The 23,265-nt window shown below is 61.6% G+C and carries 23 protein-coding genes and 1 pseudogene; 2 read left to right on the top strand and 22 right to left on the bottom strand.

The genetic code is table 11. The features are described 5' to 3' along the window. Nucleotides 1-9: 9 nt before the first annotated feature. Together mnmA and ACT67G_RS00295 are read right to left on the bottom strand one after the other, a co-directional pair. Complete coding sequence (gene mnmA, locus ACT67G_RS00300) at nucleotides 10-1,056, bottom strand: tRNA 2-thiouridine(34) synthase MnmA (protein ID WP_443662593.1); 1,047 nt, start codon at nucleotides 1,054-1,056, stop codon at nucleotides 10-12. A 123-nt stretch (nucleotides 1,057-1,179) separates the two neighbouring features. Beyond that, nucleotides 1,180-2,034, bottom strand: a complete 855-nt coding sequence (locus tag ACT67G_RS00295; protein ID WP_325245049.1) for a sensor histidine kinase — start codon at nucleotides 2,032-2,034, stop codon at nucleotides 1,180-1,182. 266 nt (nucleotides 2,035-2,300) lie between these two features. Between ACT67G_RS00295 and gap the strand changes: the two genes are divergently transcribed. Further along, nucleotides 2,301-3,326: a type I glyceraldehyde-3-phosphate dehydrogenase gene (gap, locus tag ACT67G_RS00290; protein WP_325245051.1), complete on the top strand. Its 1,026-nt coding sequence runs from the start codon at nucleotides 2,301-2,303 to the stop codon at nucleotides 3,324-3,326. A gap of 123 nt (nucleotides 3,327-3,449) precedes the next feature. On the opposite strand, the gene ACT67G_RS00285 is transcribed toward gap, so the two are convergent. The 18 genes and pseudogenes from ACT67G_RS00285 to recJ form a co-directional block, all read right to left on the bottom strand. Next, nucleotides 3,450-4,148, bottom strand: coding sequence for a PIN domain-containing protein (locus ACT67G_RS00285; protein WP_443662592.1), 699 nt, complete (start codon nucleotides 4,146-4,148; stop codon nucleotides 3,450-3,452). A gap of 164 nt (nucleotides 4,149-4,312) precedes the next feature. Continuing rightward, nucleotides 4,313-4,861, bottom strand: a complete 549-nt coding sequence (hpf, locus tag ACT67G_RS00280) for a ribosome hibernation-promoting factor, HPF/YfiA family (RefSeq protein WP_325245055.1) — start codon at nucleotides 4,859-4,861, stop codon at nucleotides 4,313-4,315. 316 nt (nucleotides 4,862-5,177) lie between these two features. Next, nucleotides 5,178-5,651, bottom strand: a complete 474-nt coding sequence (locus ACT67G_RS00275) for a S1 RNA-binding domain-containing protein (protein WP_325245057.1) — start codon at nucleotides 5,649-5,651, stop codon at nucleotides 5,178-5,180. 120 nt (nucleotides 5,652-5,771) lie between these two features. Next, nucleotides 5,772-6,077, bottom strand: coding sequence for an FtsB family cell division protein (locus tag ACT67G_RS00270; protein WP_443662591.1), 306 nt, complete (start codon nucleotides 6,075-6,077; stop codon nucleotides 5,772-5,774). A 217-nt stretch (nucleotides 6,078-6,294) separates the two neighbouring features. After that, nucleotides 6,295-6,540 (bottom strand): annotated as a pseudogene (gene yabQ / locus ACT67G_RS00265) (spore cortex biosynthesis protein YabQ); the annotation flags it as partial. A 5-nt stretch (nucleotides 6,541-6,545) separates the two neighbouring features. Continuing rightward, nucleotides 6,546-6,827 (bottom strand): YabP/YqfC family sporulation protein, encoded by a 282-nt coding sequence (locus ACT67G_RS00260; RefSeq protein ID WP_325245061.1) that lies wholly within the window; start codon nucleotides 6,825-6,827, stop codon nucleotides 6,546-6,548. A 48-nt stretch (nucleotides 6,828-6,875) separates the two neighbouring features. Further along, complete coding sequence (locus ACT67G_RS00255) at nucleotides 6,876-7,121, bottom strand: RNA-binding S4 domain-containing protein (protein ID WP_325245063.1); 246 nt, start codon at nucleotides 7,119-7,121, stop codon at nucleotides 6,876-6,878. Between the two features lie 65 nt (nucleotides 7,122-7,186). Next, nucleotides 7,187-7,462 (bottom strand): HU family DNA-binding protein, encoded by a 276-nt coding sequence (locus ACT67G_RS00250; protein ID WP_325245064.1) that lies wholly within the window; start codon nucleotides 7,460-7,462, stop codon nucleotides 7,187-7,189. A 60-nt stretch (nucleotides 7,463-7,522) separates the two neighbouring features. Beyond that, the gene (gene mazG / locus ACT67G_RS00245; protein WP_325245066.1) at nucleotides 7,523-8,329 is read right to left on the bottom strand and encodes a nucleoside triphosphate pyrophosphohydrolase; all 807 of its coding nucleotides are present in this window, start codon (nucleotides 8,327-8,329) and stop codon (nucleotides 7,523-7,525) included. A gap of 91 nt (nucleotides 8,330-8,420) precedes the next feature. After that, complete coding sequence (locus ACT67G_RS00240) at nucleotides 8,421-10,037, bottom strand: putative polysaccharide biosynthesis protein (protein WP_443662590.1); 1,617 nt, start codon at nucleotides 10,035-10,037, stop codon at nucleotides 8,421-8,423. 84 nt (nucleotides 10,038-10,121) lie between these two features. Further along, the gene (locus ACT67G_RS00235; RefSeq protein ID WP_443662589.1) at nucleotides 10,122-10,946 is read right to left on the bottom strand and encodes a purine-nucleoside phosphorylase; all 825 of its coding nucleotides are present in this window, start codon (nucleotides 10,944-10,946) and stop codon (nucleotides 10,122-10,124) included. Between the two features lie 12 nt (nucleotides 10,947-10,958). Then, nucleotides 10,959-11,360, bottom strand: coding sequence for a hypothetical protein (locus ACT67G_RS00230; RefSeq protein WP_443662588.1), 402 nt, complete (start codon nucleotides 11,358-11,360; stop codon nucleotides 10,959-10,961). A gap of 24 nt (nucleotides 11,361-11,384) precedes the next feature. After that, complete coding sequence (locus ACT67G_RS00225; protein WP_325245074.1) at nucleotides 11,385-12,317, bottom strand: uridine kinase family protein; 933 nt, start codon at nucleotides 12,315-12,317, stop codon at nucleotides 11,385-11,387. A gap of 15 nt (nucleotides 12,318-12,332) precedes the next feature. Then, nucleotides 12,333-13,802, bottom strand: coding sequence for a coproporphyrinogen dehydrogenase HemZ (gene hemZ, locus ACT67G_RS00220; protein ID WP_443662587.1), 1,470 nt, complete (start codon nucleotides 13,800-13,802; stop codon nucleotides 12,333-12,335). A 16-nt stretch (nucleotides 13,803-13,818) separates the two neighbouring features. After that, nucleotides 13,819-14,433: an MBL fold metallo-hydrolase gene (locus ACT67G_RS00215; protein WP_325247031.1), complete on the bottom strand. Its 615-nt coding sequence runs from the start codon at nucleotides 14,431-14,433 to the stop codon at nucleotides 13,819-13,821. Nucleotides 14,434-14,443: 10 nt separating this feature from the next. Continuing rightward, nucleotides 14,444-14,890 (bottom strand): D-aminoacyl-tRNA deacylase, encoded by a 447-nt coding sequence (gene dtd / locus ACT67G_RS00210; RefSeq protein ID WP_325247030.1) that lies wholly within the window; start codon nucleotides 14,888-14,890, stop codon nucleotides 14,444-14,446. Nucleotides 14,891-15,148: 258 nt separating this feature from the next. Continuing rightward, entirely contained in the window at nucleotides 15,149-17,353 is a 2,205-nt protein-coding gene (locus ACT67G_RS00205; RefSeq protein WP_325247029.1) for a RelA/SpoT family protein, read from the bottom strand. Next, a complete protein-coding gene (gene recJ / locus ACT67G_RS00200) occupies nucleotides 17,350-19,449 on the bottom strand; it encodes a single-stranded-DNA-specific exonuclease RecJ (protein ID WP_325247028.1) in 2,100 nt (699 codons plus the stop codon). The genes ACT67G_RS00205 and recJ overlap by 4 nt, the downstream gene beginning before the upstream one ends. Nucleotides 19,450-19,722: 273 nt before the next feature. On the opposite strand from recJ, the gene ACT67G_RS00195 reads away from it, so the two are divergent. After that, entirely contained in the window at nucleotides 19,723-21,225 is a 1,503-nt protein-coding gene (locus ACT67G_RS00195; RefSeq protein WP_443662586.1) for an S-layer homology domain-containing protein, read from the top strand. A gap of 70 nt (nucleotides 21,226-21,295) precedes the next feature. On the opposite strand, the gene ACT67G_RS00190 is transcribed toward ACT67G_RS00195, so the two are convergent. Both ACT67G_RS00190 and ACT67G_RS00185 read right to left on the bottom strand, forming a co-directional pair. Beyond that, complete coding sequence (locus ACT67G_RS00190) at nucleotides 21,296-21,706, bottom strand: hypothetical protein (RefSeq protein ID WP_443662585.1); 411 nt, start codon at nucleotides 21,704-21,706, stop codon at nucleotides 21,296-21,298. Nucleotides 21,707-21,897: 191 nt separating this feature from the next. After that, on the bottom strand, nucleotides 21,898-23,232 hold the full coding sequence (locus ACT67G_RS00185; protein ID WP_325245700.1) for a glucose-6-phosphate isomerase: 1,335 nt from the start codon (nucleotides 23,230-23,232) through the stop codon (nucleotides 21,898-21,900). Nucleotides 23,233-23,265 lie beyond the last annotated feature (33 nt).

Genomic DNA, 23,265 nt, shown 5'->3' with positions numbered 1-23,265 from the left:
CCGTTTCATTTACCAGACCTCCCGGATGGTACCGCCGCCTACCACCCGCTCCCCGTCGTAGAGCACCACCGCCTGACCGGCTGTGACCGCCCGCTGGGGTACGGTGAAGGAAACCTGTACCGACCCGTCCGGCAGCACCTGGGCTGCCGCCCCATCCTCCCCCTGGCTGTAGCGGGTCTTGGCAGTAACCGTCAGGGGAGCGGAGGGTTCCGGTACGGAGATCCAGTTAAAGGCATCTGCGATCAGCTCCCGGGAATACAGGGCACTGTCCGGCCCCAGCACCACGGTGTTGGACGCCGGATCCTTGCGCACCACGTACAGGGGGGCATCTGCGCTGACCCCCAGGCCCTTCCGCTGTCCGGTGGTGTAGCGCTCCAGACCCTTGTGACGGCCCAGCAGGCGGCCCTGGGTGTCCACAAAGTCCCCGGGTTGGGGGGTCACGCCGCCGTACTCCTCCAGAAAAGCCATATAGTCTCCGCCTGGAATGAAGCAGATATCCTGACTGTCCGCCCGATGGGCATTGGCAAAGCCATGGGCTTCCGCCAGAGCCCGGAGAGCGGGTTTTTCATAGTCTCCCACCGGGAACAGCAGGTGGGAGAGCTGGTGCTGGGTCAGCTGATAGAGAAAATAGCTCTGCTCCTTCCGGCGGTCCAGTCCCCGCAGCAGCAGGTACCGGCCGGAGGCCGGATCGCGGTCCACCCGGGCGTAGTGTCCGGTGGCCAGATAGTCTGCCCCCTGTTCCAGAGCCCAGTCCAGCAGCGCCCCGAATTTGACGCAGCGGTTGCAGTCCACGCAGGGATTGGGCGTTCGGCCAGCCACATATTCCGAGACAAATCGATCCATCACCGTGTGCTGGAACAGCTCCCGCTGATCCAGTACCGTGTGTGGGATCCCCAATTTGTCCGCCACGGCCCGGGCGCTGTCCAAATCATCCTCCTGCCCGTCGGCGCGCAGGCGCAGTGTGACGCCCCGCACCTGATACCCTGCCTGCATCAGCAGCAGAGCTGCTGCGGCGCTGTCCACGCCGCCGCTCATGGCCACATATACCAGGGACATGAAAAACCTCCTTGGGGGAAGCGGTGCTTTCCCGTGATTGTCAGGCACATTGTACCCCATTTTGAGGAAAATGAAAAGGGGGAAGCAAGAACAGGCCGCGCCCAAAGGCGCGGCCTGTGAGTATCAATCCTGATTGCGCAGAAGAAACGCCCGGGCTGGCAATGCATCCGACAACGCCAGCAGGGCCCGATTGAAGCCGCCGGAATAGTCGAAGCGCACATCGGAGATCTCCGTGATCCCACATTGCCGATCCGGGATGGACACGGTAAAACGGGAGCCCTGGCCCAAATGGGATTCCGCCATCAGGCTGCCGCCGTGCCCCTGCGCCACCCGCTGGCAAAGGGCCAGGCCCAGTCCCAGACCGTGGGGGACAGGCACCATGGGATTGCCGCTGCGGTAACGGTCAAAGAGGGTCTCCAGCTGTTCCGGTTCCATACCGCAGCCGGTGTCCGCCACGGATAAAAGCACTTTTCCTCCGGCGCATTTCAATTCCACCGTGACGCTGCCGCCTTGGGGGGTAAACTTCACCGCGTTGGACAGCAGCTGAAAGAGGAGCTGTTCGACACCCTCCCGGCAAAAGGCACACACGTGGTGATCCATGGCACAGCGGAAGGAGAGGTGTACCCCTGCCAGCTCCGCCAGAGAGGCGGTTTGTTCACACAAGGACGAAACTGCCTCCACGATGTCCCCATCCTGAAGAGAAAGCGGCGCGTCGCTTTGCAGCATGGCCGCCGCGGAGAGGTTTCCCGCCAGCCGCAGCAGCTGATAGTAGCTCTGATCCAGCAAAGCGGCCCGGGCGTCCAGATCCGGATCCTGTTCCCGCTGAGCGGCAGGCACCAGCTGGGCGGCAGCCAGGTGGAGATTGCTCAGTGCGCCCCGCATCTGTGCAGCGATGTTGGGCAGCAGGGCTTCCAGCTGATTGCGATCCCCCTCCATGTGATCCTCCTCTCCCGCGCCGTGGGGCGCTTTGCGTAGCATATGCGGGCAAACGTCCCCATAACCCAGGAAAAGGCTGCCTGCAATACCTATAGGATAGCAAAGTCCCTGGGGGAAAACAAGAATTTTGTCGAAAATTGTCGAATGCAGCACAGACCGCTGTGCAATTAAACCAGAAAAACATAAAAAGAAAGTACGTAATTTTACGTAAATATCAAGTGAATTTTTCTGAACGGATGGTATAATGAAATCAGCACAGCCCAGGCAGGCGGCACCCGCCGCAAATACGATTGGGAAGGATTGAAACGATGGCGATTCAAGTTGGGATTAACGGCTTCGGCCGCATTGGACGCGTGGCTCTGCGGATCATGGTGGAACGGGGATGCAGCAGCTACGAGATCCGGGGCATCAACCTGCGCAACGCGGATCTGGACTACATGGTCTACCAGGTAAAGTACGACTCCGTATTCCGGACGTTCCAGGGTACCGTGGAGCGGGATGACCGCCACCTCATCATCAACGGCAAGAAGATCCGGGTCTACAGCTATGACGACGCCTCCCAGATTCCCTGGGATGACTGCGGCGCCGAGTACATCATCGAATCCACCGGTGCTTACTGCACCGTGGAAAAGGCCTCCGCCCACTTCAACCACGGGGCCAAGAAGGTCATCATTTCCGCACCTGCCAAGGACGATGTGACCCCCACTTTCGTCATGGGCGTCAACCACAAGCTCTACACGCCGGATATGGATGTGGTGTCCAACGCCTCCTGCACCACCAACTGCCTGGCTCCCATGACCAAGGTCATCAACGACACGTTCGGCATCTCCCAGGCTCTGATGTCCACCATCCACGCCGCCACCGCCAAGCAGAAGGCCGTGGACTCCCGGGCAGGCCGTGACTGGCGCACCGGCCGCAGCGTCATGGGCAACATCATCCCCTCCACCACCGGCGCCGCCAAGGCGGTGGGCGTGGTAATCCCTGAGCTCAAGGGAAAGATGACGGGCATGAGCTTCCGGGTGCCCACCAACGACGTCTCTGTGGTGGATCTCACCGCCCGGCTGATCCAGCCTGCCAGCTACCACGATGTGTGCGTGGCCATGGAGAACGCCGCCCGCAATTCCATGAAGGGCATCATCACCTGCACCACCGACCAGGTGGTCTCCTCCGATCTGACGGGCTTTTCCGAGACCTGCATCTTCGATGAGACTGCCGGCATCATGCTGGACGACAACTTCGTCAAGCTCATCGCCTGGTACGACAATGAATGGGGCTATTCCAACAAGATCCTGGATCTCATGGCCCACATGTACGCCGTGGATCACGCAGATTAAACCACCAAGCAAAGCACCCGCTCTTTGAGCGGGTGCTTTGCTTTTCTCAAACGGGCACCGGCAGCGTGGACGGCAAAATAGGAAAAAGCGTGCCCGTTCCATGGGGCACGCTTTTTTGCATCTTCAGCCTGCGGGGGACTCCGCGGGTTTCTTCCGGCGCCGCCCGCCCCGGTGGGTGCGGGTGGTTTTGACGGTTTTTTCTGCCGGGACGTCAGGCTCCGCGGCAGACTCCTGGGGGGCTGCCTCCACAGCGGGAGCCTGGGCCGTCTGACCGCCCTTGCCGCTGGAACGCTTGCGGCGGCGGGGGGCGGCGGGCTTCTCCTCCGCCGGAGGCGGGGCGAAGAGCGTTTGCAGGTGGGCATAGGCCAGGGCGCCCTGCACCGGGCCATACTCCCGGGTCAGGGAGGCGGAGAGCTCCTCCAGCGTGGCGGAGCGCAGCAAAAACGCCGCCTGCAGGCAGCTCTGGATGGAGGGGCGCAGGGCCACCTCCTGGAAGGTGTCGGCGTAGCGGGCCCGCAGGGCGCTCATGGCGGCCTCATACCCCTTGTCCTGGCTGATGACGTAGGCAAAGTCCGCCTCGCCCCGGCCCACCAGCACGCCCAACTCCGTGATGATCTGGAAGTCAATGGAGTTTTTCCCGCCCTTGACGCTCTCCAGATACTGGACCTGGGCCCGGGTGCTGCCGCAGAGCTTTTTGACACTGGCCAGGGACTGGCCCTTTCCGTAAAAAATCAGGACGGTATCCTCGGCAGTGAGGGCTTCAATGCCCTGAAGCCCGGTACCGATGTTGTTGTCTCCGTCCACTAAAAAAATCATTTTCATGAATCTAAATTCTTTCTTTTTCAAAATTCAGCGCCCGCGGAGGCGGACGCTGGTATTAGTATAACAAATGCGGCGAAAAAACGCAACCCTTTCCGAAAAACACGGCTTTTTTCAACCGAAAGGGACAAAAAAGGAGGGGCCTGAGGCCCCTCCTGATTGTGCGGTTATTCCTCGTCGTCGGTGACGATGAGACCGTAGCCGCCATTCTTGCGGCAGTAGACGATGCACAGGCTGTCGTCGGCACTGTTGCGGAAGACGAAGAAGCTGTGATCCAGCAGGTTCATCTGCAAAATGGCCTCCTCCGTGCTCATGGGCTTGACGGAGAAGCGCTTGGTGCGGACGATGTTGAACTCCTTCTCCTCTGCCACCTCGAAGTCGTCGGTGGGAGCCGGAGGCGGGAAGCCCTCGCTGCGCAGGCGCTTGGCAAGGCGGGTCTTGTTCTTGAGGATCTGGCGCTCGATATAACCCACAGCGGCGTCGATGGCGCCGCGCATATCACCGTCGGGGGCCTCCGTCTGGGCGCGGAGCAGCGTGCCGCCGCCGCGGATCGTGACTTCCACGGAGCAAAGATGCTCTTTCTCCACAGAGAACGTGACATATGCGGTGGTGTCCTCCTCCCGGAAGTAGCGCTGCAGCTTGTTGATTTTCTTTTCAGCGTACTCCTTGATGGAGTCATTGAGGGTCACTTTCTTGCAGGTAAAGGCGTACTTCATCGAAATCGCTCCTTTCGTATGAAAGAGAGGACGAGAGTGTTCTCTCTTTTATACAGTATAACATACCATCACATCTTTGCAAAGGGGAAATCCGGCTGCATCCGCAAATTGTTTCCGCCTGAGCGGATTCGCCAAAAGAAGTGGGGATTCGGCAAAAGCTCCTGTTTACACAGCAGGGGACGGGGGTGTATCATAATACAGGAAGCTTTCCAATATCCCACCCGTTTGGGCCGCACGGTGTTTGACGCCGGGCGGCTCCTTTTTATCTATCTCCGGATAGAAAATGCCCGCCGGAATTTCCGGCGGGCATTTGCAATTATCTTCTTCTGCGGCCGCCGCCCCGCTTGCCGTCGATGCTGCGGTTGAGATCGGCCATCTTCCCCTCGGAAGAGGAGAGGAACTGCTTGAGCTTATCCTCGAAGGACTGATCTCCGGAGGGAGGCAGAGGCTGCTGAGCGCCCCGGGAAAAAGAACGGGACTGCGGAGCAGGGCGGGGCGCACCTTCCGGCCGGGGACGCATGGGGGGACGGGGGCCCCGGGAGGCAGGACGCTCCGGGGGAGGCAGGGTCTTCTTGATGGAAAGATTAATCTTTCCGTTGTCTGTGGACAGGACCATGACCTTGACAGTCTGTCCCTCCTGTAAAAAGTCGTGGACGTCGTTGACAAAGCTGTTGGCGATCTCCGAGATATGTACCAAACCGGACCGGCCGCCCTCCAGTGCGACAAACGCGCCGAATTTGGTGATGGAGGTCACCTTGCCCTCCAAAATGCTCCCAACCTGAAGCTCCATATGGTTTTTTGTTTCTCCTTCCGGTGATATGACGGGCAATGCCCGCGCTGAGTTAAAAAGACCGGTTCCAGATCCGGCAGGGAGAGCACGGGACCGCCTCTCCTCGCCGCCCGGCACCGGTCAGTTGCTCACATCGTAAAACACACGCTCATTGGGGGAGACCACGCCCAGTTTCTCCCGGGCCAGGTCTTCCATCTTTTCCTGGGTGGCACCCTCGGCGATGTCTGCCTCCAGGGTGTCGTTTTCCTCCTGCAGGGCGTTGACCTGCTGTTCCAGTGCGGCCCGCTGTCCCTGGGCCTGCTCCACCTGACCTTTGAGCTGCAGCAGCTGCCAGCCCAGACCGGCCAACAGGGCCAGAATCACGAACTTGGTCAGGACACCGGCGCGGACGTGCTGCTTTTTGTTTCTGCCGCGTTTTTGTGCCATAGCCGGCGCCTCCTTTGTGATAATGGCCGGAATCTCCGCCTTTTGTTATTGTATAACACTTTCCTGCAAAATAAAAGAGGTTTTTTCCCCGAATAAATATTTTTTTGCATAGATGTCCGGCAGAGAGGACCGGCTGCCAAAGGAGGTGCAGCAAAAACAGGACACTTCCGCACCAGAAATCCCACACCGGGCGCAAAAAGGGGGCCGGCAGCGTGAAATAGAGGACGGCGCCGCCGGCGGATCCCAGCAGCACATAGCCCCGCAGCTGTCCCTGGGCCTGGTGCAGTACGAATAAAAACACCGACACGATCAGCAGCAGGCAAAAGCATACGTCCAGCGCGGCGGTCAGGCGCGGGATCCGCACCCGGAAAGCCCGCAGCAGATCATACACCAGGGCTGCGGCCACGCCCAGCAGGATGGACTGGCCGAACAGGGTCAGCTGCTGGGAGATGTTGATTCCCATGGAGCTCACCCCAGGAGCCGGCGGAAAAAGCCCGGGCGCTCCGCCTCTCCCTCTTCATAGGCAATGGAGTCGATGCGTCCGTCCACATGCAGCTCCCCGCCGTCCAGGGACAGCTTGTCGATGTGCAGGTTCTCTCCGGTGACCACCAGAACCCCGGCGGCGGTGGACATGATGATGCCGGTCTCGTCAAAGCGTTCCACATCCTCCACGCCGGAGACCGTGAGGTGTTCCCGGCCCGTCAGCTCCAGGCGGTGCGCCGCCTGGGGGACCGTGTTGTAGTCGTTCATGCGCGTCCCTCCCCTTGTGTCCACTATATGGGGAGGAGCAGGGAAATATTACCGGCCGACTTCCCGGTACAGCGCCGCCGCGTCCGCCTGGCGGACGGTCTCCTGGACGGAGAGCACCTCCACCGTGACGGAGCGCACGCCGAACTGCATGGAAATCCGGTCCCCCACCTGCACCTCATAGGAGGCCCGGGCAGGTTTGCCGTTGACGGTCACCAGACCGTTGTCGCAGGCCTCGTTGGCTACAGTCCGGCGCTTGATGAGGCGGGAGACCTTGAGATATTTGTCAAGACGCATGGGTTACCTCCAAAACAGGACTGCCGGCACCCCGGTGCCGGCAGTCGTTGATCCAAAAGGGAAACTTACTTGGCCACGGCGTCCTTCAGGGCCTTGCCGGCCTTGAACACGGGCACCACGGAAGCGGGAATCTGGATGGACTCCTTGGTCTTGGGGTTGCGGCCGATGCGCTCGGCGCGCTTCTTCACCTCAAAGGAGCCGAAGCCCACCAGCTGCACCTTCTCGCCCTGGGTCAGGGCCTCGGTGATGGCGTTGAAAGTAGCGGTAACGACAGCCTCGGCGTCCTTCTTGGAGACCTCGGCAGAAGCGGCCACGGCGTTGATGAGTTCAGCTTTGTTCATGGATGAGTTCCTCCTATAAAATGTTGTCAACAAATTTATTCTTAACGCGCTTGTCGGCGTTTAAGACCGTTGGGCTTTGGCGGCTTTCCACAGTGCCACCAGTTCCTCCTCCGTATATTCGGCAAGGGGCTTGTCCGCCAGCGTTTCCACTTTGCGGAAGGTGTCCGCGTATTTGTCGCAGGCCCGATGGAGGGCATCCTCCGGATCGGCGCCGGTCATCTGGCAGACCTTGGCTGCGGCAAAGAGGGTGTCCCCCAGCTCTTCCCGGACGCCGTGGGGAGCGTCCATGTCCCGCTGGGCTTCCAATGCCTCCCGCAGCTCCCGGACCTCCTCCTCCAGCTTGGTGAGGGCCCCCAGGGCGTTGTCCCAGTCGAATCCGGCCTTGGCGGTTTTGCTCTGCACCTTCTCCGCCCGCCAAAGGGCGGGCAGGGTGTGGGGAACGGATTCCACCGCATCGGCAGTGGAGGCCTGTCCCTTTTCCTTGCGCTTGAGGATCTCCCAGTTTACCAGAACCTGATCGCTGGTGTCCGCCTGCATGGTGCCGCCGAAGACGTGGGGGTGCCGGTAGACCAGCTTCTTGGCCACACCGTCCACCACGTCCGCCATGGTGAAGCGGCCCCGCTCCTCCTCCATAATGGCGTGGAACACCACCTGCATCAAAACGTCTCCCAGCTCCTCACACATGGCAGCGGGGTCGTCCCGGTCGATGGCGTCCAGGGTCTCGTACGTTTCTTCCAGAAAATTCCGTCGAATGGAGGCGTGGGTCTGCTGCGCGTCCCAGGGGCAGCCCCCGGGCGAGCGCAGCAGGCGCATGATCTCCAGAAAGTCCTCGTAGTCATAGCATTCCTTACATTGAAAATCTACCATAAGACATCTGCCTTTGCAAGAAAATTCATCGTGAAACCGCCTGATTTTTTGGCTTTTTCGGGGTTCAGGCGGCCTCATCAATGGGTGTACCTTACTTTAAGTGTAAAAGTTTTATAATCCTGGCGCCGTAGGGGACGGATTTGAGATCCTCCGCCCGGAGGATCCGCAGGGCGATCACCAGGATGAAGTACACCACCACGCCGGCGCAGATGCCCACCAGGGTAGCCAGGGCGTTGGCGCTGTATGCGGAATGGCCGCCGGAGAGGGCCCGATCCACAAAGCCGTAGACCGCCCAGGCGGCGCCGCCCATGAGAACGGAGGCGATGACGGGTTTGGTGAACAGCTGGAGGTAGTGGGGCTTTTCCGGAGAGTATTTCCACACAAAGAAGAGGTTCAACCCGGAGATCACCAGGTAGCAGCACAAGGTGGAGATGGGGGCGCCGTGGATGTTGATATCCGGGTTGCCCACCAGAACGTAGTTCATGACAATCTTTACCACGCCGCCTGCAATCATGGTGCAGATGGGGATGCGCTCATGGCCGCAGGACTGCAAAATGGCATTGGTGAGGGTCATAAGGCAGATGAAGATGCAGGCAATGCCCAGCACCTGCAGGTGGGGGCCTGCGGCAATGGCGGCGTCCTGCTGGGCGGGATAGAGCATCAGCAAGATGGGACCGGAGAGGACGCTGAGCCCCACGCCTGCCGGGATGGCCAGAATGGCAATGAGCCGGAAGGCGGAGGAGATGATGCGGTTGGCTCCGGCACTGTCCTTCCGGGCCATGGCCGCCGCCGCAAAGGGGATCAGGCTCATGGTGACGGGATAGACAAAGGAGGGGGGCAGATTGATCAGGTCCATGCCGAAGGTGTACTGCCCGTACAAGGCGGTGGGAGTTTCCGTCAGCAGGGAGGAGATGGTCTCCAGCCGGCCCAGGACGATCTTGGAGTCAATGAGGGTGATGATGCTCATGGCGGAGTTGCTCAATGTGATGGGCACGCCGATCATCAAGACTTTCTTCATCAGTGTGCTGCTGCTCTCCGGTACGTCCAGAGATTCCGTCCGGTCCCGGTGGCGCAGCAGGTAGAAGATCAAAAACACCATGGAGAGCACCGTGCCCACGGTGACACCCAGGATGGCACCGGCGGCGCTGATCTCCACGCCCTTGCCCAGCTGCAGGAAGTACCAGGCCAGGGACAAGCCGATGCCCAGCTTGCACAAAGCCTCCAGGATCTGGCTGACGGCGGTGGGGGTCATGTTCCCCTGACCTTGGGTGTAGCCCCGCATGCAGGCCAGAAGGCACACGCAGAACACTGCCGGAGACAGGGCCCGGATAGACCAGAAGGCCAGGTCGTCGTTCATGAAGGACGCCAGCTGGGCGGAGCCAAAGAACATAAACAGGGAGAACACCAGCCCCAGGCCGAAGAACAGCCAGATGGCAGTGCGGAAGATCTTGCGCTTTTCGTTCTCCCGGCCCAGGGCATGGGCCTCGCTGGTGAGCTTGGAGATGGCCAGAGGCAGTCCGGCAGTGGAAATGGTCAAAAGCAGGTTGTAGATGTTGTAGGCAACGGTGAAATGGGCCTTGCCCTCGTCGCCAATGATGTTGCCCAGGGGAATCTTATAAATGGCGCCGATGATTTTCACAATGGCCACAGCGGCGGCCAGAATGGCGGCGCCGCCCAGGAAAGACTGCTTTTTTTCACGATTTGACATGGGGAGTTTACCTCGAAATCATCAAAAGAATACGCAAAGAGAGACGCAGGGCCCTCTCTTTGAACTTATGCGGCCGGGTACGCTTTATAACCGCTCCAGGCACGCCTTCACCAGGGCGGTGAACCGGGGGCCGGCTGCCGCAGCCGCGGCAATGACCTCCTCCCCGGAAAGAGGTTGGTCCAGCACCCCGGCGGCCATGTTGGTGCACAGGGTGAAGCCCAGCACATCCATGCCGCAGTGGGCGGCGGCGATGGCCTCCGGTACGGTGGACATGCCCACCGCGTCCGCTCCCAGGATCCGGGCGGCACGCACCTCGGCAGGCGTTTCGTATTGGGGGCCGGGGAAGAACATGTACACGCCCTGGCGCAGGGGGATATGCAGCGTCTGGGCCGCCTGCCGGGCAGTTTGCTGGAGGGCCGGGGTATAGACATGGCTCATGTCCGGGAACCGGGGGCCCAGCTCCTCGATGTTGGGCCCCGTCAGGGGGCTGGCGCCGAAGAGCTTGATATGGTCGGTGATGAGCATGATGTCCCCGGCGGAGAAGGTGGTGTTCACTGCCCCGGCAGCGTTGGTGACCACCAGGGTGTCCGCCCCCAGCAGGCGCATGAGCCCCACGGGATAGGCCACGTCGGCAAAAGACCAGCCCTCATAGGTGTGGAGCCGGCCCTGCATGACGGCCACGTCCTGCCCGGCAAGGCGGCCGAAGACGAAGCGGCCCGCGTGATCCGGTGCGGTGGAGATCTTCATGTGGGGTACATCCGCATAGGGCACCATGACCGGGGATTCCACCTCGTCCGCCAGAGCGCCCAGGCCGGAGCCCAGAATCACCAGGCAGCGGGGAGAAAAGTTCCCCAGGTGCCGGCGCAGAACGTCCGCACTCTCCTGGTACTGCTGCAGGGTATATGCCATGGTGTGCCCTCCTTACAGCTTGCCGCCGCAGGTGCGGCAGTAGAGGTCGCCTTCCTGGCTGGGAGCGCCGCAGGTGGGGCACACGGGGGTGGATTCCTTTCCCCGCAGACGGGCCTCCTCCTCCCGCAGCGCCTGGATCTGGGCCTTGAGGCCGTCGATCTCCTCCAGCTTGGCAAGCAGGACTTCCGAGTCGGTGGGGGTACCGGTGTGGGTGGCGTAGAGCAGTCCCCCCGCGTCCTGGAGGCATCCGCGCACATCCCCCTCCAGTCCCGCGATCTTGGCCCGCACCCGGGCCACGCTCAAAAGCTCCTCCGCCTTTTTGCCTGCGCCGTAAGCGGCGTCGGCGGCGGTATCCCCCGCCTGCCGGGCAGTCCGGCGGACCAGATTCAAAACTTCCCGCAGCTGTTCGTCCATAGGTGCCTCCTTTATGACGGATGGTCAGTAGCTGTATGTGCTGCCGCCGATAAACTCCCGCACCAGGGAGTCCGGGGCGATGCAGCTCTCGTCCATGGCCTCGATGCGGTCATAGGCCTTGAGGATCTCGTCCACCTCCTGGTACTTGCCCCGGGGGATGGCCTCCAGCAGGGGCACCACGAAAGGCTTGAGCACCGCAACTTCGCAGGCCAGGGAGGAGTCGAACATCAGATTGGCGTTTTCCTTGTAGGGAGAGATGTAGAGCTTCTCGCCCCGGCGGACGTTGGACCACATCTTCAGGGTAAAGGCGGCGTCACTGCCCCGGAACTTGTAGTCCCGGACGATGCGCCGGCAAAGCCGCAGCCAGGGATGCTGGAAGACCACACTGCCGTCGTCGTCCACCACGTTGGACCGGGCGGCGATGTAGAGCTTGAAGGCGTGGGGGTTCTTGCCCACAATGATGTCGTTGAGGGCGTGGATGCCCTCGAAAATGGCCATCTCATCGGGCCCTAGGTGCAGCGGCTGGGACAAAATGTCCGAGCGCATCTGCCGGGAGAATTCGTACTTGGGCACATGGATGGTCTCCCCCCGGTCCAGCATGGAGAAGTGGCGGTTCAAAAGCTCGATATCCAGGCAGAAGGGGGACTCATAGTCGATGTTGCCCTCCCGGTTCCGGGGAGCCGTCTCCGGGTCGATGGTGTTGAAGTAATTGTCCATGGAGATGGTATGGGTCTCAATGCCCATATGCTCCAGAGCCTCTTCAATTTTCAGGGCCGTGGTGGTCTTGCCGGATCCGGAGGGGCCGGAGAGCAGGATCACGTGGGATTCGGTACGGTGTTCGGCGATCTTGCGGGCGGCGTTTTCCACCTTCTGGTGGAAAATCTCATCGCACTCCTGGGCAAAGGCCTTGGGGTCAGAGCGGACGGCTTCGTTGATCTGTGTCAGAGAATACGGCATGTTGAAAGACTCCTTTCACAGTGTTTCATAAAAAGCGGCAAAGGCGGCCTGGTTGGCAAGGCACTTCTCCGGCCGCTCGATGTACTCCTTGGGATACTTCACGTTGAACACCCGCTGGATATGGTTGGTGCCGAATTCCACCATCTTGGTGGAACCGCCGGCCCCGAAAGACAAAATGGAGCACAGCTCCGACATGATGTCCACGTTGTACCAGCACTCCGCTCCGGGACGGCACCAGCCGGTGTTTTCAAAGCTGCCGGACATGTATTTTTGCCGGTAGAGGTAATAGGGATGATACCCGGCCCCGCGCAGGACGGGAGCAGCGTAGTCCAGCATTTCCGTCACCGTCTCCGGTCCGGGGACCCGCAGCCCCTCCGTCAGGATGCGGCTGCCCTTTTTCAGAGCCAGGGTGTGGACGGTGATATTATCGGCTCCCATGGTGAGGCAGCCGTCCAGGGAGCGGCGGAAGCCCTCCGCCGTGTCCTCCGGCAGCCCCGCGATGAGATCCATGTTCACATGGGCGAAGCCGTACCGGCCCACCAGGTCCATGGCCCGGCGGATATCCTCCGCCGTGTGGCGGCGGCCGATGGCCGCCAGCACCCGATCCTCCAGCGTCTGGGGGTTCACCGACACCCGGTCCACCCCGTGGGAGCGGAGCACTGCCAGTTTTTCCGGCGTGATGGTGTCCGGCCGGCCGGCCTCCACCGTTCGCTCCGTGCAGTCCGTAAGGTCGAAGGATGATTCAAAGGCGGTGAGCACCGTGTCCATCTGCTCCGCCGTCAAGGTGGTGGGGGTGCCGCCGCCCATGTAGAAGCTGCGCACCCGCAGCCCCGCCCGGCGGACCATCTCGCCGCCGGCGCGCAGTTCCGCCGCCAGAGCTTCCACATAGGGGGGTACCAGGGCAAAGCTTTTTTCCACAGACTGGCTCACAAAGGAGCAGTACACGCAGCGGGTGGGGCAGAAGGGAATGCCCACATAGATGTCGATGTCCCGGGGGGAGAGCCGCCGGATGGCCCGCAGGGCCGTCTCCCCGGTCTCCAGGGCCAGGGCGGAGCGCTCCGGTGTGACGAAATACTCCTTCTCCAGCATTTTCCGGGCTTCCTCCGGGGATTTTCCCTCCGCCAGAGCCCAGGTCACCGGTTTGTCGGGCCGGACGCCGGTGAGCATGCCCCAGGGAGGCGTGGCGCCGGTGACGTCCCGGGCCGCCAGGAAAAAGCAGCGGGCCATGGCGTGGCGGCGCTGGCCCTCCTTTTCAAAGTCCGTGCCGGAAAGGGGCGCGGTCAGGGTGCGGGCGGCGGACTTGCCGCCCAAGGCCAGTTCCACCGTGATGCGGCAGCCTTCCGTCTCCTCCGCCAGAGTGACCACAGCCCAGTCGTCATCTCCGGGACAGATGGGCTCATAGACGGGCAGTTCGCCGGGGAACAGGGCCATGAGGCTCTGCTCCACAACATATCGCTCATCGTGGCCGTTGAGTACCAATTTCATAATAATTCCTCAAATATCATGCCCGCAGGGCCTGCATGAGATAGGGGTTCCACTTGCGCTCCGAGTCCAGGTCGGAGGGTTCCATATGGCCGGGGAGAACTTTCAGATTCCCCTCCAACCGGCCCAGACGGCGCAGGGAAGCCAGGATGGTAGTCATGCTGCCGCCCAGGAAGTCTGTCCGGCCGCAGGAACCGGCGAACAGGGTGTCGCCGCAGAAGAGCACATCACCGCAGCGCAGCGTCACAGATCCCTCCGAGTGGCCGGGTGTGGCCAGGACGGAGACCGTCAGGGTTCCCACGGTGAGGGTGTCCCCCTCCCCGTAGTCCACAGTATTGGGAATAGTGGGGAAGAGCTGCATGGCGTAAGCATCATCCGTGTACTGGTCCTTGTGGTTCAGATATACGGGGATGTCCGGCCACTTCTCCCGCAGGGCGGCTACGGCGCCGGTGTGGTCATAGTGGCCGTGGGTCAGGAAAATGGCGCAGGGGGTGCAGCCGGTCTCCGCCACTGCGGCGGCCACCCGGGATGCTTCCCCGCCGGGATCGATGACGGCGCAGACCTTGGCGGTCTCGTCGCACAAAAGGTAGCAGTTGGTGCCGATGGGGCCCACCTGCAGGGATCTGATCTCCATGATATGCTCCTTACTTGGTCTGTTCCGTGTCAAAGAGGATGGTAACGGGGCCGTGGTTCAGGGATTCCACTTCCATTTTGGCGCCGAATTCCCCGTGTTCCACGGTGAAGCCCCGCTCCCGGCAGTGGGCCATAAACCGCTCGTAGAGGGGAATGGCCACATCCGGCTTGGCGGCCCCGGTGAAGCCGGGGCGGCGGGAGGAGGTGTCGGCGTAGAGGGTGAACTGGGAGACCACCAAGAGGCTGCCGCCCACCTGCTCCAGGTTCCGGTTCATTTTCTCATTTTCGTCTTCAAAGATCCGCAGGTTACAGATCTTGTCCGCCAGTTTGTCGGCGGTTTCCGCCGTGTCGTTGGGGCCCACCCCCAGGAGGACCAGGAAGCCCTCCCCAATCTGGCCGTTGATTTTCCCGTCAATGGTGACGGAGGCATGGTGCACCCGGGTGACCACTGCGCGCATACGCGGTACTCCTCTCATAGAAAGAATAGCATTGGAAACAAAGGACCTGGCAGTTGGTTTCCCTGGGGGAAACCAAAGAAATCCAATCATTTTCGCCGCGGCACCCTCCAGAGGGGCTTCTCTTGCTCCTGCGGGGCAATTCACCTTCTGTACGTGGCGAAAATTCCCCGACTTCAGCCGCCTTGGGCGGCGTTCCCCAGTGACCGATGTCACTGGGGAGGGGGGAGATCGAGGGGGGACAGCGTCCCCCTTCGAGGTTTATCCTGCCGGCCGGTTCACTTTCAGCACGCCGGAGATCTGGTTGAGCTTGTTCATGACGGTCTTGAGATGGGCGTCGTCCCGGACTTTGATCTCCAGGCGGATCATGGCAAAGTTGTCCTCAGTGCTGCGGGAGTTGACCCCCAGCACAAACGTATTGGTGGTGGAGAGGGCGGCGGAGACATCCAGCAGCAGGTTGCTGCGGTCCTTGCACACCACTTCCAATGTGGTGGGATAGCTGTCCAGGGTGTCGGAGCCCCAGGTGACCTTGATCCAGCGGCCCTCCTGCCCCGGGGCGCTGCGCCGCTCCGGCGAGGCATTGGGGCAGTCCGCCCGGTGGACGGAGACCCCGTAGCCCCGGGTGATGAAGCCGATGATCTCGTCTCCGGGGACGGGAGTGCAGCACTTGGAGAACTTCACCAGGCAGTTGTCCAATCCCTCCACAATGATGCCCTGCTCGCTCTTGACCCGCTTGGGGGCAGGCGTTTTGGCGGGCTCGTGCTTGGCGGGGGGCTCCTCGATGACCTTTTCCGCCTGCTGCTGCTTCTGCACCCGGTTGAGCTCGCCCTGCATCCGGCTCACCGCTTTTTGCGCGGTGAAGCCGCCGTAGCCGATGGCGGCGTACATATCGTCCAGTGTGGGATAGGAGACCCGCTTCAAAAGGGTGGGGAGGATATCGCTCTCCGTCACCATGCGGATGGTGAGGCCGCAGTGCTTGAGCTCCGCCTCAAAGGCGGCCCGGCCGTTGGCAATATTTTCCTCTTTCTTTTCCTTTTTGAACCACTGGCGGATCTTGCTGCGAGCCTCGCTGGACCGGGCAATCTTCATCCAGTCCCGGCTGGGTCCCTTGGCGCTCTTGGAGGTGAGGATCTCCACCACGTCGCCGTTTTTCAGCACGTGATCCAATGTGACGATGCGGTTATTGACCTTGGCGCCGATCATGTGGTTGCCCACGGCGGAGTGGATGGCGTAGGCGAAGTCGATGGGGGTGGCGCCGCTGGGAAGGTTCTGCACGTCGCCGCCGGGCGTAAAGACGAACACCTCGTCGGCAAACATGTCGATCTTCAGGGAGTGGATATAGTCCTCGGCGTCGGCGCCCTCCTGGTTTTCCAGCAGCCGGCGCACCCACTCGTACTTCCCTTCGGTGCCGGCGCCCTGCCCGCCCTGCTTATACTTCCAGTGGGCTGCAACGCCGTACTCGGCCACCTCGTGCATCTCCTTGGTGCGGATCTGTACCTCAAAGGGGATGGCGTCGGTGCCCATGACGGTGGTGTGCAGAGACTGGTAGCCGTTGGGCTTGGGCGTGCCGATATAATCCTTGAACCGGCCCAGAATGGGCTTGTAGAGATCGTGGATCACACCCAGCACGTTATAGCAGTCGCCCACATTCTCCACAATCACCCGGAAGGCAAAGAGGTCGAAGATCTCGTCCAGGGATTTGTTCTGGTTGAACATCTTGCGGTAAATGGAATAGGGGTGCTTCATACGGCCGTAGACGATGTGCTGGATGCCCAGTTCGTTGAGGCGGTCGTCAATCTGGATCTGGGTGCGGTGCATGAAGTCCTCGTACTCCTGGTGCTTGGCCTCCAGCTTGGAGACGATCTCCTCATATCCCACGGGATCCAGGTATTTCAGGGACAGATCCTCCAGCTCCCACTTGATGCGCTGCATGCCCAGACGGTGGGAGATGGGGGCATAGATCTCCATGGTCTCCAGGGACTTCTGCTTTTGCTTCATGGGAGTCTGGTACTCCATGGTGCGCATGTTGTGGAGCCGGTCTGCAATTTTGATGAGGATGACCCGGATGTCCTTGGACATGGCGATGAGCATTTTGCGCAGGTTCTCCATCTGCTCATCTTCCTTGGTGGCGTACTGGATCCGGGTCAGTTTGCTGACGCCTTCCACCAGGTCGGCAATGGTGGGAGAGAAAATGCGGGCCACATCCTCATGGGTGGCGCCGGTATCCTCGATGACGTCGTGGAGCAGGGCGGCCATAATGGACTCCGAGTCCAGACGCAGTTCCTCCGCCACGATCTGAGCCACCGCCAGAGGATGGATGATATAGGGCTCTCCGCTTTTGCGCTTTTGATCTTTATGGGCCTCCTGGGCAAATTCAAAGGCGGCCCGGATCTGGGCAAAGTCCGCCGAAGGGTTGTAGCTGCGGACGGTCTTTTCCAGATTGTCGTATTGTTCCAAAACGGTCATGGCGTTTCACCTCGATTCCGATTGGCTGCCCCCGGCAGCCGGGACAAATAGGGGGAGGCAAACAGATCCACCTTCTGGCGGGTCTGCCGCAGTTTGACCAGCAGGGTGCCGTTCTCCCGGGTCAGGGACAGCAGCCCCCGCTCGCTGAAGACGGCCAGAGCCAGGGCGGCCCGCAAAAAGCTCTCACAGCCGCCGCCGTCCGCCGCCAGCTGACGCAGGAAGGGAAGCTCCGCCTGGGGGCCGCAGCAGCCTTGGCGCAGCCGCCGCTCCAGCGCCAGATAGAAGGCGCCGAACTGGTCCCGGGAGGCACCCAGCCGGGTGGCCTCCTGAGGCGTGACGGGGTCACCCTCCACCAGCCGGTCCAGCAGGGCCAGGGCCTCCGCCTCGTGGCGGCTGGGGGTCAGGGAGGGGCGGATGTCGATGAGCTGGAGCTGCAGCGTGGTGTTCCCCCGGAAGGTGTTGGCCTGCAGGTGGAAAGCAACATCCACCCGGCTTCCGGCGCTGATGCCGCACTCCTCGGCTGTGACGGAGAAGAAAATAGCGTCGAACCGGCTGACGCCCTTGGAAAGGCGCAGCTTGAGGTGCTTGCCCTGGCCCACGGACTGCACCGCGTCCACCGTGGCTCCCAGCAGGGCAAACACGGGACGGGGGTTGCCGGCGCCGTAGGGTTCCAGATACTCCAGCAGCTGAGCCTGTTGGAGCGTCATCTCCCCGGGGGAGGTGATGGGGGCGTCAATGGCCAGGGAACTCACCGGCAGCACTCCGCCGGAGGCGGAGCGGACATAGCGGTTCATCCTGGCCCGGAAGGCGGGGATATTGGACTCCTGGATGGTGAAGCCCGCGGCCAGCTCGTGGCCGCCAAAGCCCTCCAGCAGATCCGAGCAGGACTCCAGCGCCGTGAAAAGGTTGAAGCCGCCGTAAGAGCGGCAGGAGCCCTTGCCAATACCGTCTTTCAGGTGGATCATGAAGCTGGGACAGGCGTATTTTTCACTGAGACGGGAGGCCACGATGCCCACGACACCCTGATGCCAGTCCTCGCTGGCCAGGACCAGGGCGCTGCGCTCCTCCGGGCCCAGGGAGTCGATCTGGTGAATGGCGTCGGCACAGATGGCCTGTTCCACCGCCTGACGTTCCCGGTTGAGGTCGCACAGCTCCCGGGCCAGTTCCTCCGCCCGGGCGGGATCATCCGTCTCCAGCAGGTCGGCGGCCAGATCCGCGGCCCCCATGCGCCCGGCGGCGTTGATGCGGGGGGAGAGGACAAAGCCGATCTGAATGGAGGAGATGGGCTTGCCGGCAAGCCCGGCCTCTTTGAGCAGGGCGTGAACGCCCACGAAGTCTGTGTGGGGCAGAGCCTCCAGCCCGCAGTAGACGATGGTGCGGTTTTCCCCCTCCATCCGCATGACATCGGCAATGGTGCCGATGGCGGCCAGGGTGCAGTACCGGGCGAACAGGGCGTCCTCCCGGCTCTCTCCTCCCAGGGCCAGCACCAGCTTCAGTGCCACGCCCACGCCTGCCAGGTGCTTGAAGGGGTAGGGGCAGTCCGGCCGGTGAGGGTCTACCACTGCCACCGCATGGGGCAGGTCCTCCTTGCACTCATGATGGTCCGTTACCACCACATCCATACCCAAAGAGGCGGCGTATTCCACCTCGTCATTACCGGTGATGCCGCAGTCCACCGTCACCATCAGCGTGGCGCCCTGGTCATAGAGCCCCCGGATGGCGTCCCGGCTGAGGCCGTAGCCGTCCTCGATGCGGCGGGGGATATACCGCAGGCACCGGGCGCCGCAGCGGCGCAGATAGTCGGTTAAAAGGCAGGTGGAGGTGATGCCGTCCACGTCATAATCACCGAAAACGGCGATGGTCTCCCCCTGGCTGATGGCCCGCTGGATGCGGGCGACGGCCTTGTCCATGTCCCGCATCAGCATGGGGGAGAGGGTCAAAGAGCGCTCCCGATCCAAAAACGCGGCGGCGGCCTCCGGCGTGGTGACACCCCGGGCGGCCAGCACCGTGGAGAGCAGATATGGGTATCCCGCACTGCGCAGGAGGGCCACGTCCTGTTCTGCGGGCTGGGTGATGTTCCATTTTTTGAACTTCATGGGACGCTGCCTCCTTTCCGGCGCAAAATGCGTATAAGAAACCATAATAACTAAATGATTATAGCAGATACTCCCACAAAGGTAAAGAAAAAATGTGTGTTGACAGGGGCGGCGACAGGAACCGACGGCTCTCATTTGACGGGAGAGCATTTATTTGGTACAATAGCCCGAGATTTCCGGCAGATTTTACCGCGTTTTCCGGATGTTGGAGCGCTTTGACGCCCCCGGAAATGCCGCCGGAGGTCAAATCACACAAAAGGAGTTGCAATGCGCATGAAGATGCAGATTCAGCGGATCGCCGTCTGGGCGCTTTTGGTGTGCCTGCTGAGCGGCGTGGCGCCGGTGCCTGCGGCGGCCGCTTCTTTCCGGGATGTGCCGGCTGCCAGTTGGGCAGCGCCTTCCATCCAGCGCTGCGTCCAGCAGGGCTGGTTCCAGGGAGAGAGCGCCACCACCTTCGGTATGGGGCATCCCATGACCCGGGCTGCTTTCGCAGTGGTGCTGTGCCGCTTTTTCGACTGGGAGATGGTGACACCCCAGAAGGGCACCTATGAGGATGTGCAGGACCCTGACGCCTGGTATTTCAGCGCGGTGGAGACTGCCTACGCCAACGGGGCCATTACCCGCCAGACCGATACCTTCCGCCCCGCGGATTCCATCACCCGGGAGGAGATGGCGGCCATGCTGGTGCGGGCCCTGGGCTACGGAACTATTGCGGGCCTCGCCCAGGCGGTGTCTGCCCCCTTTACGGATACCACCACCAATGCCGGGTATATCGCTATGGCTTATGAGCTGGGGATCGTCAACGGCACGTCGGGCACTACCTTTGCGCCGGACCGGGCAGCGACCCGGGAACAGGTGGCGGTGATCCTGGATCGCCTGGATCAAAAGCTCTCCGGTACCACGCTGTCCCAGCTGGGCATCGTGTCCTCCGTAGAGGATGCGGCAGCCCTGGAGGATCTGGATGTGGTGGCGGTGTCCGCCGCCAGATTCACCTACAGCGGCCAGACCCAGGTGAATGTTGTCATGGAGGAGGAGACGCTCTCCCGGATCCGCGCTGCCGTGGAGCAGTCCGGCGCCACGGAGCTGCTGCGGGTCTCCGGCGGAAGCCTGGCCCTGAAGGGAACGCCGGCTACCACCGCAGAGGCTCTGGCAGCCGCTGTGCGGCAGGGCAATTATGACGGGATCCTGCTGGATATTTCCAGCTTGCAGGATAACCAGCAGACTCAGTTGACCAAACTGGTACAGCAGACCGCCGCCAAACTGGGAGATAAGCTCCTCTATGTCATGGCGGACGCGCCTGCCGGGGACACCGGTGACACAGGTGCCTATGATCTGGCGGCGCTGGGCCGTGCCGCGGACAAGCTGGTGCTGCGGGTAGAAGCATACGAAAAGACCGGAGAGGAGCTGGCAGTGGCACCGCTGGAGCCCATGGAGGAGCTCTACAGCGTTCTGGCCCGCCTGGACGGTGTGGTGGCGCCGGAAAAGCTCAGTGTGTGCATCTCCACCCGGGGCGTGTGCTGGACAGGAGAAAAGCGCAGCGGCACCATGGACGCCCAGGAGATCCGCGCCCAGGCGGAGGACGGTGCCGAGGGCTATTACTCCAGCCGCTATGAGGCCGCGTACCTTACCTGGGAGAAGGGCGGCAAGCAGGCGGTGGTATGGTATCTGGACAGCCGGGCCATGGAGGTTCGGGAGCAGCTGCTGAGGCTGTTCGGCGTGGGTCAGGTGTGCTTCCAGAACGTGACGGAGCGTACCACACAGCTGCCGGAATTCTGAATTCGGGCAAAGTCCGAAAGACGCCAAAAAGGGGAGAGGCCGGAGGCCTCTCCCCTGGTATTTTCAAATCTTACAGATAGCGCTGCATCCCGTCGGTGGCAACGGACTTGTCCGCGCTGATGGTGACGGTGAACTTGATGCCGTTCTTTTCGCCGAAGGCATCCAGCCAGTTGAGGAAGCTCTCGGTATCCTTGCCGACCTCGGCACCCACGGTTTTGCACAGATTGTCGATGAACACGTGGGAGATATCATAATTGCCTGCATACAGGCCGCTGATGAAGCCGCGGAAGAGATCGTAGCTGTTGAGCTTGTACTCCTGGGCGTCGATCAGGCGGATGTGGTAGTGGATGTCATACGTCATATTGCGGTTGGCCTCGATGCAAACCACGTTGCCGGGCTCGTCCTTCGCCGCATTGTTGATCAGTTCGATGAGCTGCTTGGTCTTGCCGGAACCCTTGACGCCCATAATTAATCTGACCATATTGAATCACTCCTGTTCTTTTAAATTGCTGGGGGAGGGGGAGTTTGCTGATTAAATCTTATCATACAATCCTGTAAAATACAATGCAAAAATGAACTTTCAAACTTTGTTCATATTGGTCATTGACAGTTTTTGGAGACCGGAAAAACAAGACTGCCTGCCGGAGGAAATCCTCCGGCAGGCAGTGCTGTTTATTGTGCCAGCTTGGCCTCCAGCTCGGCCTTGCGGTCCTCGTAGCCGGGCTTGCCCAGCAGGGCAAACATGTTCTTCTTGTAGGCCTCCACACCGGGCTGGTCAAAGGGGTTCACATCCAGCAGATATCCGGACAGGCCGCAGGAATACTCAAAGAAGTAGATGAGCTCGCCCAGATCACCGGCGGACTTGCCGTCGGTCTCCACGATGACATTGGGAACGCCGCCCTCGGTGTGGGCCAGAAGGGTGCCCTCCATGGCGCGGTCCCGGATGAAGTCCATGTCCGCCCCAGCCAGGAAGTTCAGGCCGTCGCCGTCGGCTTCGTCCCGGGGCACAGCCAGCCGGCACCTGGAAGCACCCAGGCGCACCACCGTCTCAAACATCAGACGCTTGCCCTGCTGGATGTACTGGCCCATGGAGTGCAGATCCGCGGTAAATTCCACGCTGGCAGGGAACAGGCCCTTGCCGTCCTTGCCCTCGCTCTCGCCGTAGAGCTGCTTCCACCACTCGGCCATGAAGCGGAAAGCGGGATCGTAGCAGGCCAGCAGTTCCACAGAACGGCCGGAGCGGTAGAGCTCATAGCGAATGGCGGCGTACTGCCAGGCGGGGCAGTCGAAGCCCGTGACGCCGCAGCGCTCCATCATCCGGGCGGCTCCGGCCATCAGCTCGTCGATGTCCACGCCGGCCACGGCGATGGGCAGCAGGCCCACGGCGGTGAGCACGCTGTACCGCCCGCCCACGTCGTCGGGCACCACGAAGGTCTCCCACCCCTCGGCGTCGGCCAGGGATTTGAGGGCGCCCCGGGCCTTATCCGTGGTGGCGATAATGCGCTGCCGGGCACCGTCCTTGCCGTACTTCTTCTCCAGGGCTTCCCGGAAGAAGCGGAAGGCCACGGCGGGCTCGGTGGTGGTGCCGGACTTGGAGATGACGTTTACGGTAAAGTCCACGCCTTCCAGCAGATCCAACACCTCCTGCATGGAGTCAGCAGAGAGGCCGTTGCCCACGAAGTAGATGTTGGGGGTGTTCTTCTTCTTAAGGTTATAGTTGGGGGAGCACAGGCACTCGATGACGCCCCGGGCGCCCAGATAGGATCCGCCGATGCCGATGACCACCAACGCCTGGGAGTTGGACTGGATCCGGGCAGCGGCCGCCTTGATGCGGGCAAACTCCTCCTTGTCGTAGTCCCTGGGCAGGTGAACCCATCCGGTGAAGTCGCCGCCGGCGCCGCTGCCGTTTTGCAGCTTGTCGTGGGCAATCTTCAGACGGGGAGCCAGCGCCTCCTCATAGGGCATGGGCAGGAAGGACTTCATATGAAAAAGCTTGACGTTCAGCATAAGAGATCGTCCCTTCTTTTGTATTGGGCGGCT

It is taken from the genome of Dysosmobacter sp. (assembly GCF_052306735.1).
Taxonomy (GTDB): Bacteria; Bacillota; Clostridia; order Oscillospirales; family Oscillospiraceae; genus Oscillibacter.
Note: the sequence above shows the minus strand (reverse complement) of the source record. Positions and strands in the feature narration are given on the sequence as shown.

What these genes read in the sequence shown, in the direction of transcription:
- mnmA (WP_443662593.1), bottom strand. Translation starts at nt 1,056, where the DNA reads ATGTCCCTGGTATATGTGGCCATGAGCGGCGGCGTGGACAGCGCCGCA.
- ACT67G_RS00295 (WP_325245049.1), bottom strand. Translation starts at nt 2,034, where the DNA reads ATGCTACGCAAAGCGCCCCACGGCGCGGGAGAGGAGGATCACATGGAG.
- gap (WP_325245051.1), top strand. Translation starts at nt 2,301, where the DNA reads ATGGCGATTCAAGTTGGGATTAACGGCTTCGGCCGCATTGGACGCGTG.
- ACT67G_RS00285 (WP_443662592.1), bottom strand. Translation starts at nt 4,148, where the DNA reads ATGAAAATGATTTTTTTAGTGGACGGAGACAACAACATCGGTACCGGG.
- hpf (WP_325245055.1), bottom strand. Translation starts at nt 4,861, where the DNA reads ATGAAGTACGCCTTTACCTGCAAGAAAGTGACCCTCAATGACTCCATC.
- ACT67G_RS00275 (WP_325245057.1), bottom strand. Translation starts at nt 5,651, where the DNA reads ATGGAGCTTCAGGTTGGGAGCATTTTGGAGGGCAAGGTGACCTCCATC.
- ACT67G_RS00270 (WP_443662591.1), bottom strand. Translation starts at nt 6,077, where the DNA reads ATGGCACAAAAACGCGGCAGAAACAAAAAGCAGCACGTCCGCGCCGGT.
- ACT67G_RS00260 (WP_325245061.1), bottom strand. Translation starts at nt 6,827, where the DNA reads ATGAACGACTACAACACGGTCCCCCAGGCGGCGCACCGCCTGGAGCTG.
- ACT67G_RS00255 (WP_325245063.1), bottom strand. Translation starts at nt 7,121, where the DNA reads ATGCGTCTTGACAAATATCTCAAGGTCTCCCGCCTCATCAAGCGCCGG.
- ACT67G_RS00250 (WP_325245064.1), bottom strand. Translation starts at nt 7,462, where the DNA reads ATGAACAAAGCTGAACTCATCAACGCCGTGGCCGCTTCTGCCGAGGTC.
- mazG (WP_325245066.1), bottom strand. Translation starts at nt 8,329, where the DNA reads ATGGTAGATTTTCAATGTAAGGAATGCTATGACTACGAGGACTTTCTG.
- ACT67G_RS00240 (WP_443662590.1), bottom strand. Translation starts at nt 10,037, where the DNA reads ATGTCAAATCGTGAAAAAAAGCAGTCTTTCCTGGGCGGCGCCGCCATT.
- ACT67G_RS00235 (WP_443662589.1), bottom strand. Translation starts at nt 10,946, where the DNA reads ATGGCATATACCCTGCAGCAGTACCAGGAGAGTGCGGACGTTCTGCGC.
- ACT67G_RS00230 (WP_443662588.1), bottom strand. Translation starts at nt 11,360, where the DNA reads ATGGACGAACAGCTGCGGGAAGTTTTGAATCTGGTCCGCCGGACTGCC.
- ACT67G_RS00225 (WP_325245074.1), bottom strand. Translation starts at nt 12,317, where the DNA reads ATGCCGTATTCTCTGACACAGATCAACGAAGCCGTCCGCTCTGACCCC.
- hemZ (WP_443662587.1), bottom strand. Translation starts at nt 13,802, where the DNA reads ATGAAATTGGTACTCAACGGCCACGATGAGCGATATGTTGTGGAGCAG.
- ACT67G_RS00215 (WP_325247031.1), bottom strand. Translation starts at nt 14,433, where the DNA reads ATGGAGATCAGATCCCTGCAGGTGGGCCCCATCGGCACCAACTGCTAC.
- dtd (WP_325247030.1), bottom strand. Translation starts at nt 14,890, where the DNA reads ATGCGCGCAGTGGTCACCCGGGTGCACCATGCCTCCGTCACCATTGAC.
- ACT67G_RS00205 (WP_325247029.1), bottom strand. Translation starts at nt 17,353, where the DNA reads ATGACCGTTTTGGAACAATACGACAATCTGGAAAAGACCGTCCGCAGC.
- recJ (WP_325247028.1), bottom strand. Translation starts at nt 19,449, where the DNA reads ATGAAGTTCAAAAAATGGAACATCACCCAGCCCGCAGAACAGGACGTG.
- ACT67G_RS00195 (WP_443662586.1), top strand. Translation starts at nt 19,723, where the DNA reads ATGAAGATGCAGATTCAGCGGATCGCCGTCTGGGCGCTTTTGGTGTGC.
- ACT67G_RS00190 (WP_443662585.1), bottom strand. Translation starts at nt 21,706, where the DNA reads ATGGTCAGATTAATTATGGGCGTCAAGGGTTCCGGCAAGACCAAGCAG.
- ACT67G_RS00185 (WP_325245700.1), bottom strand. Translation starts at nt 23,232, where the DNA reads ATGCTGAACGTCAAGCTTTTTCATATGAAGTCCTTCCTGCCCATGCCC.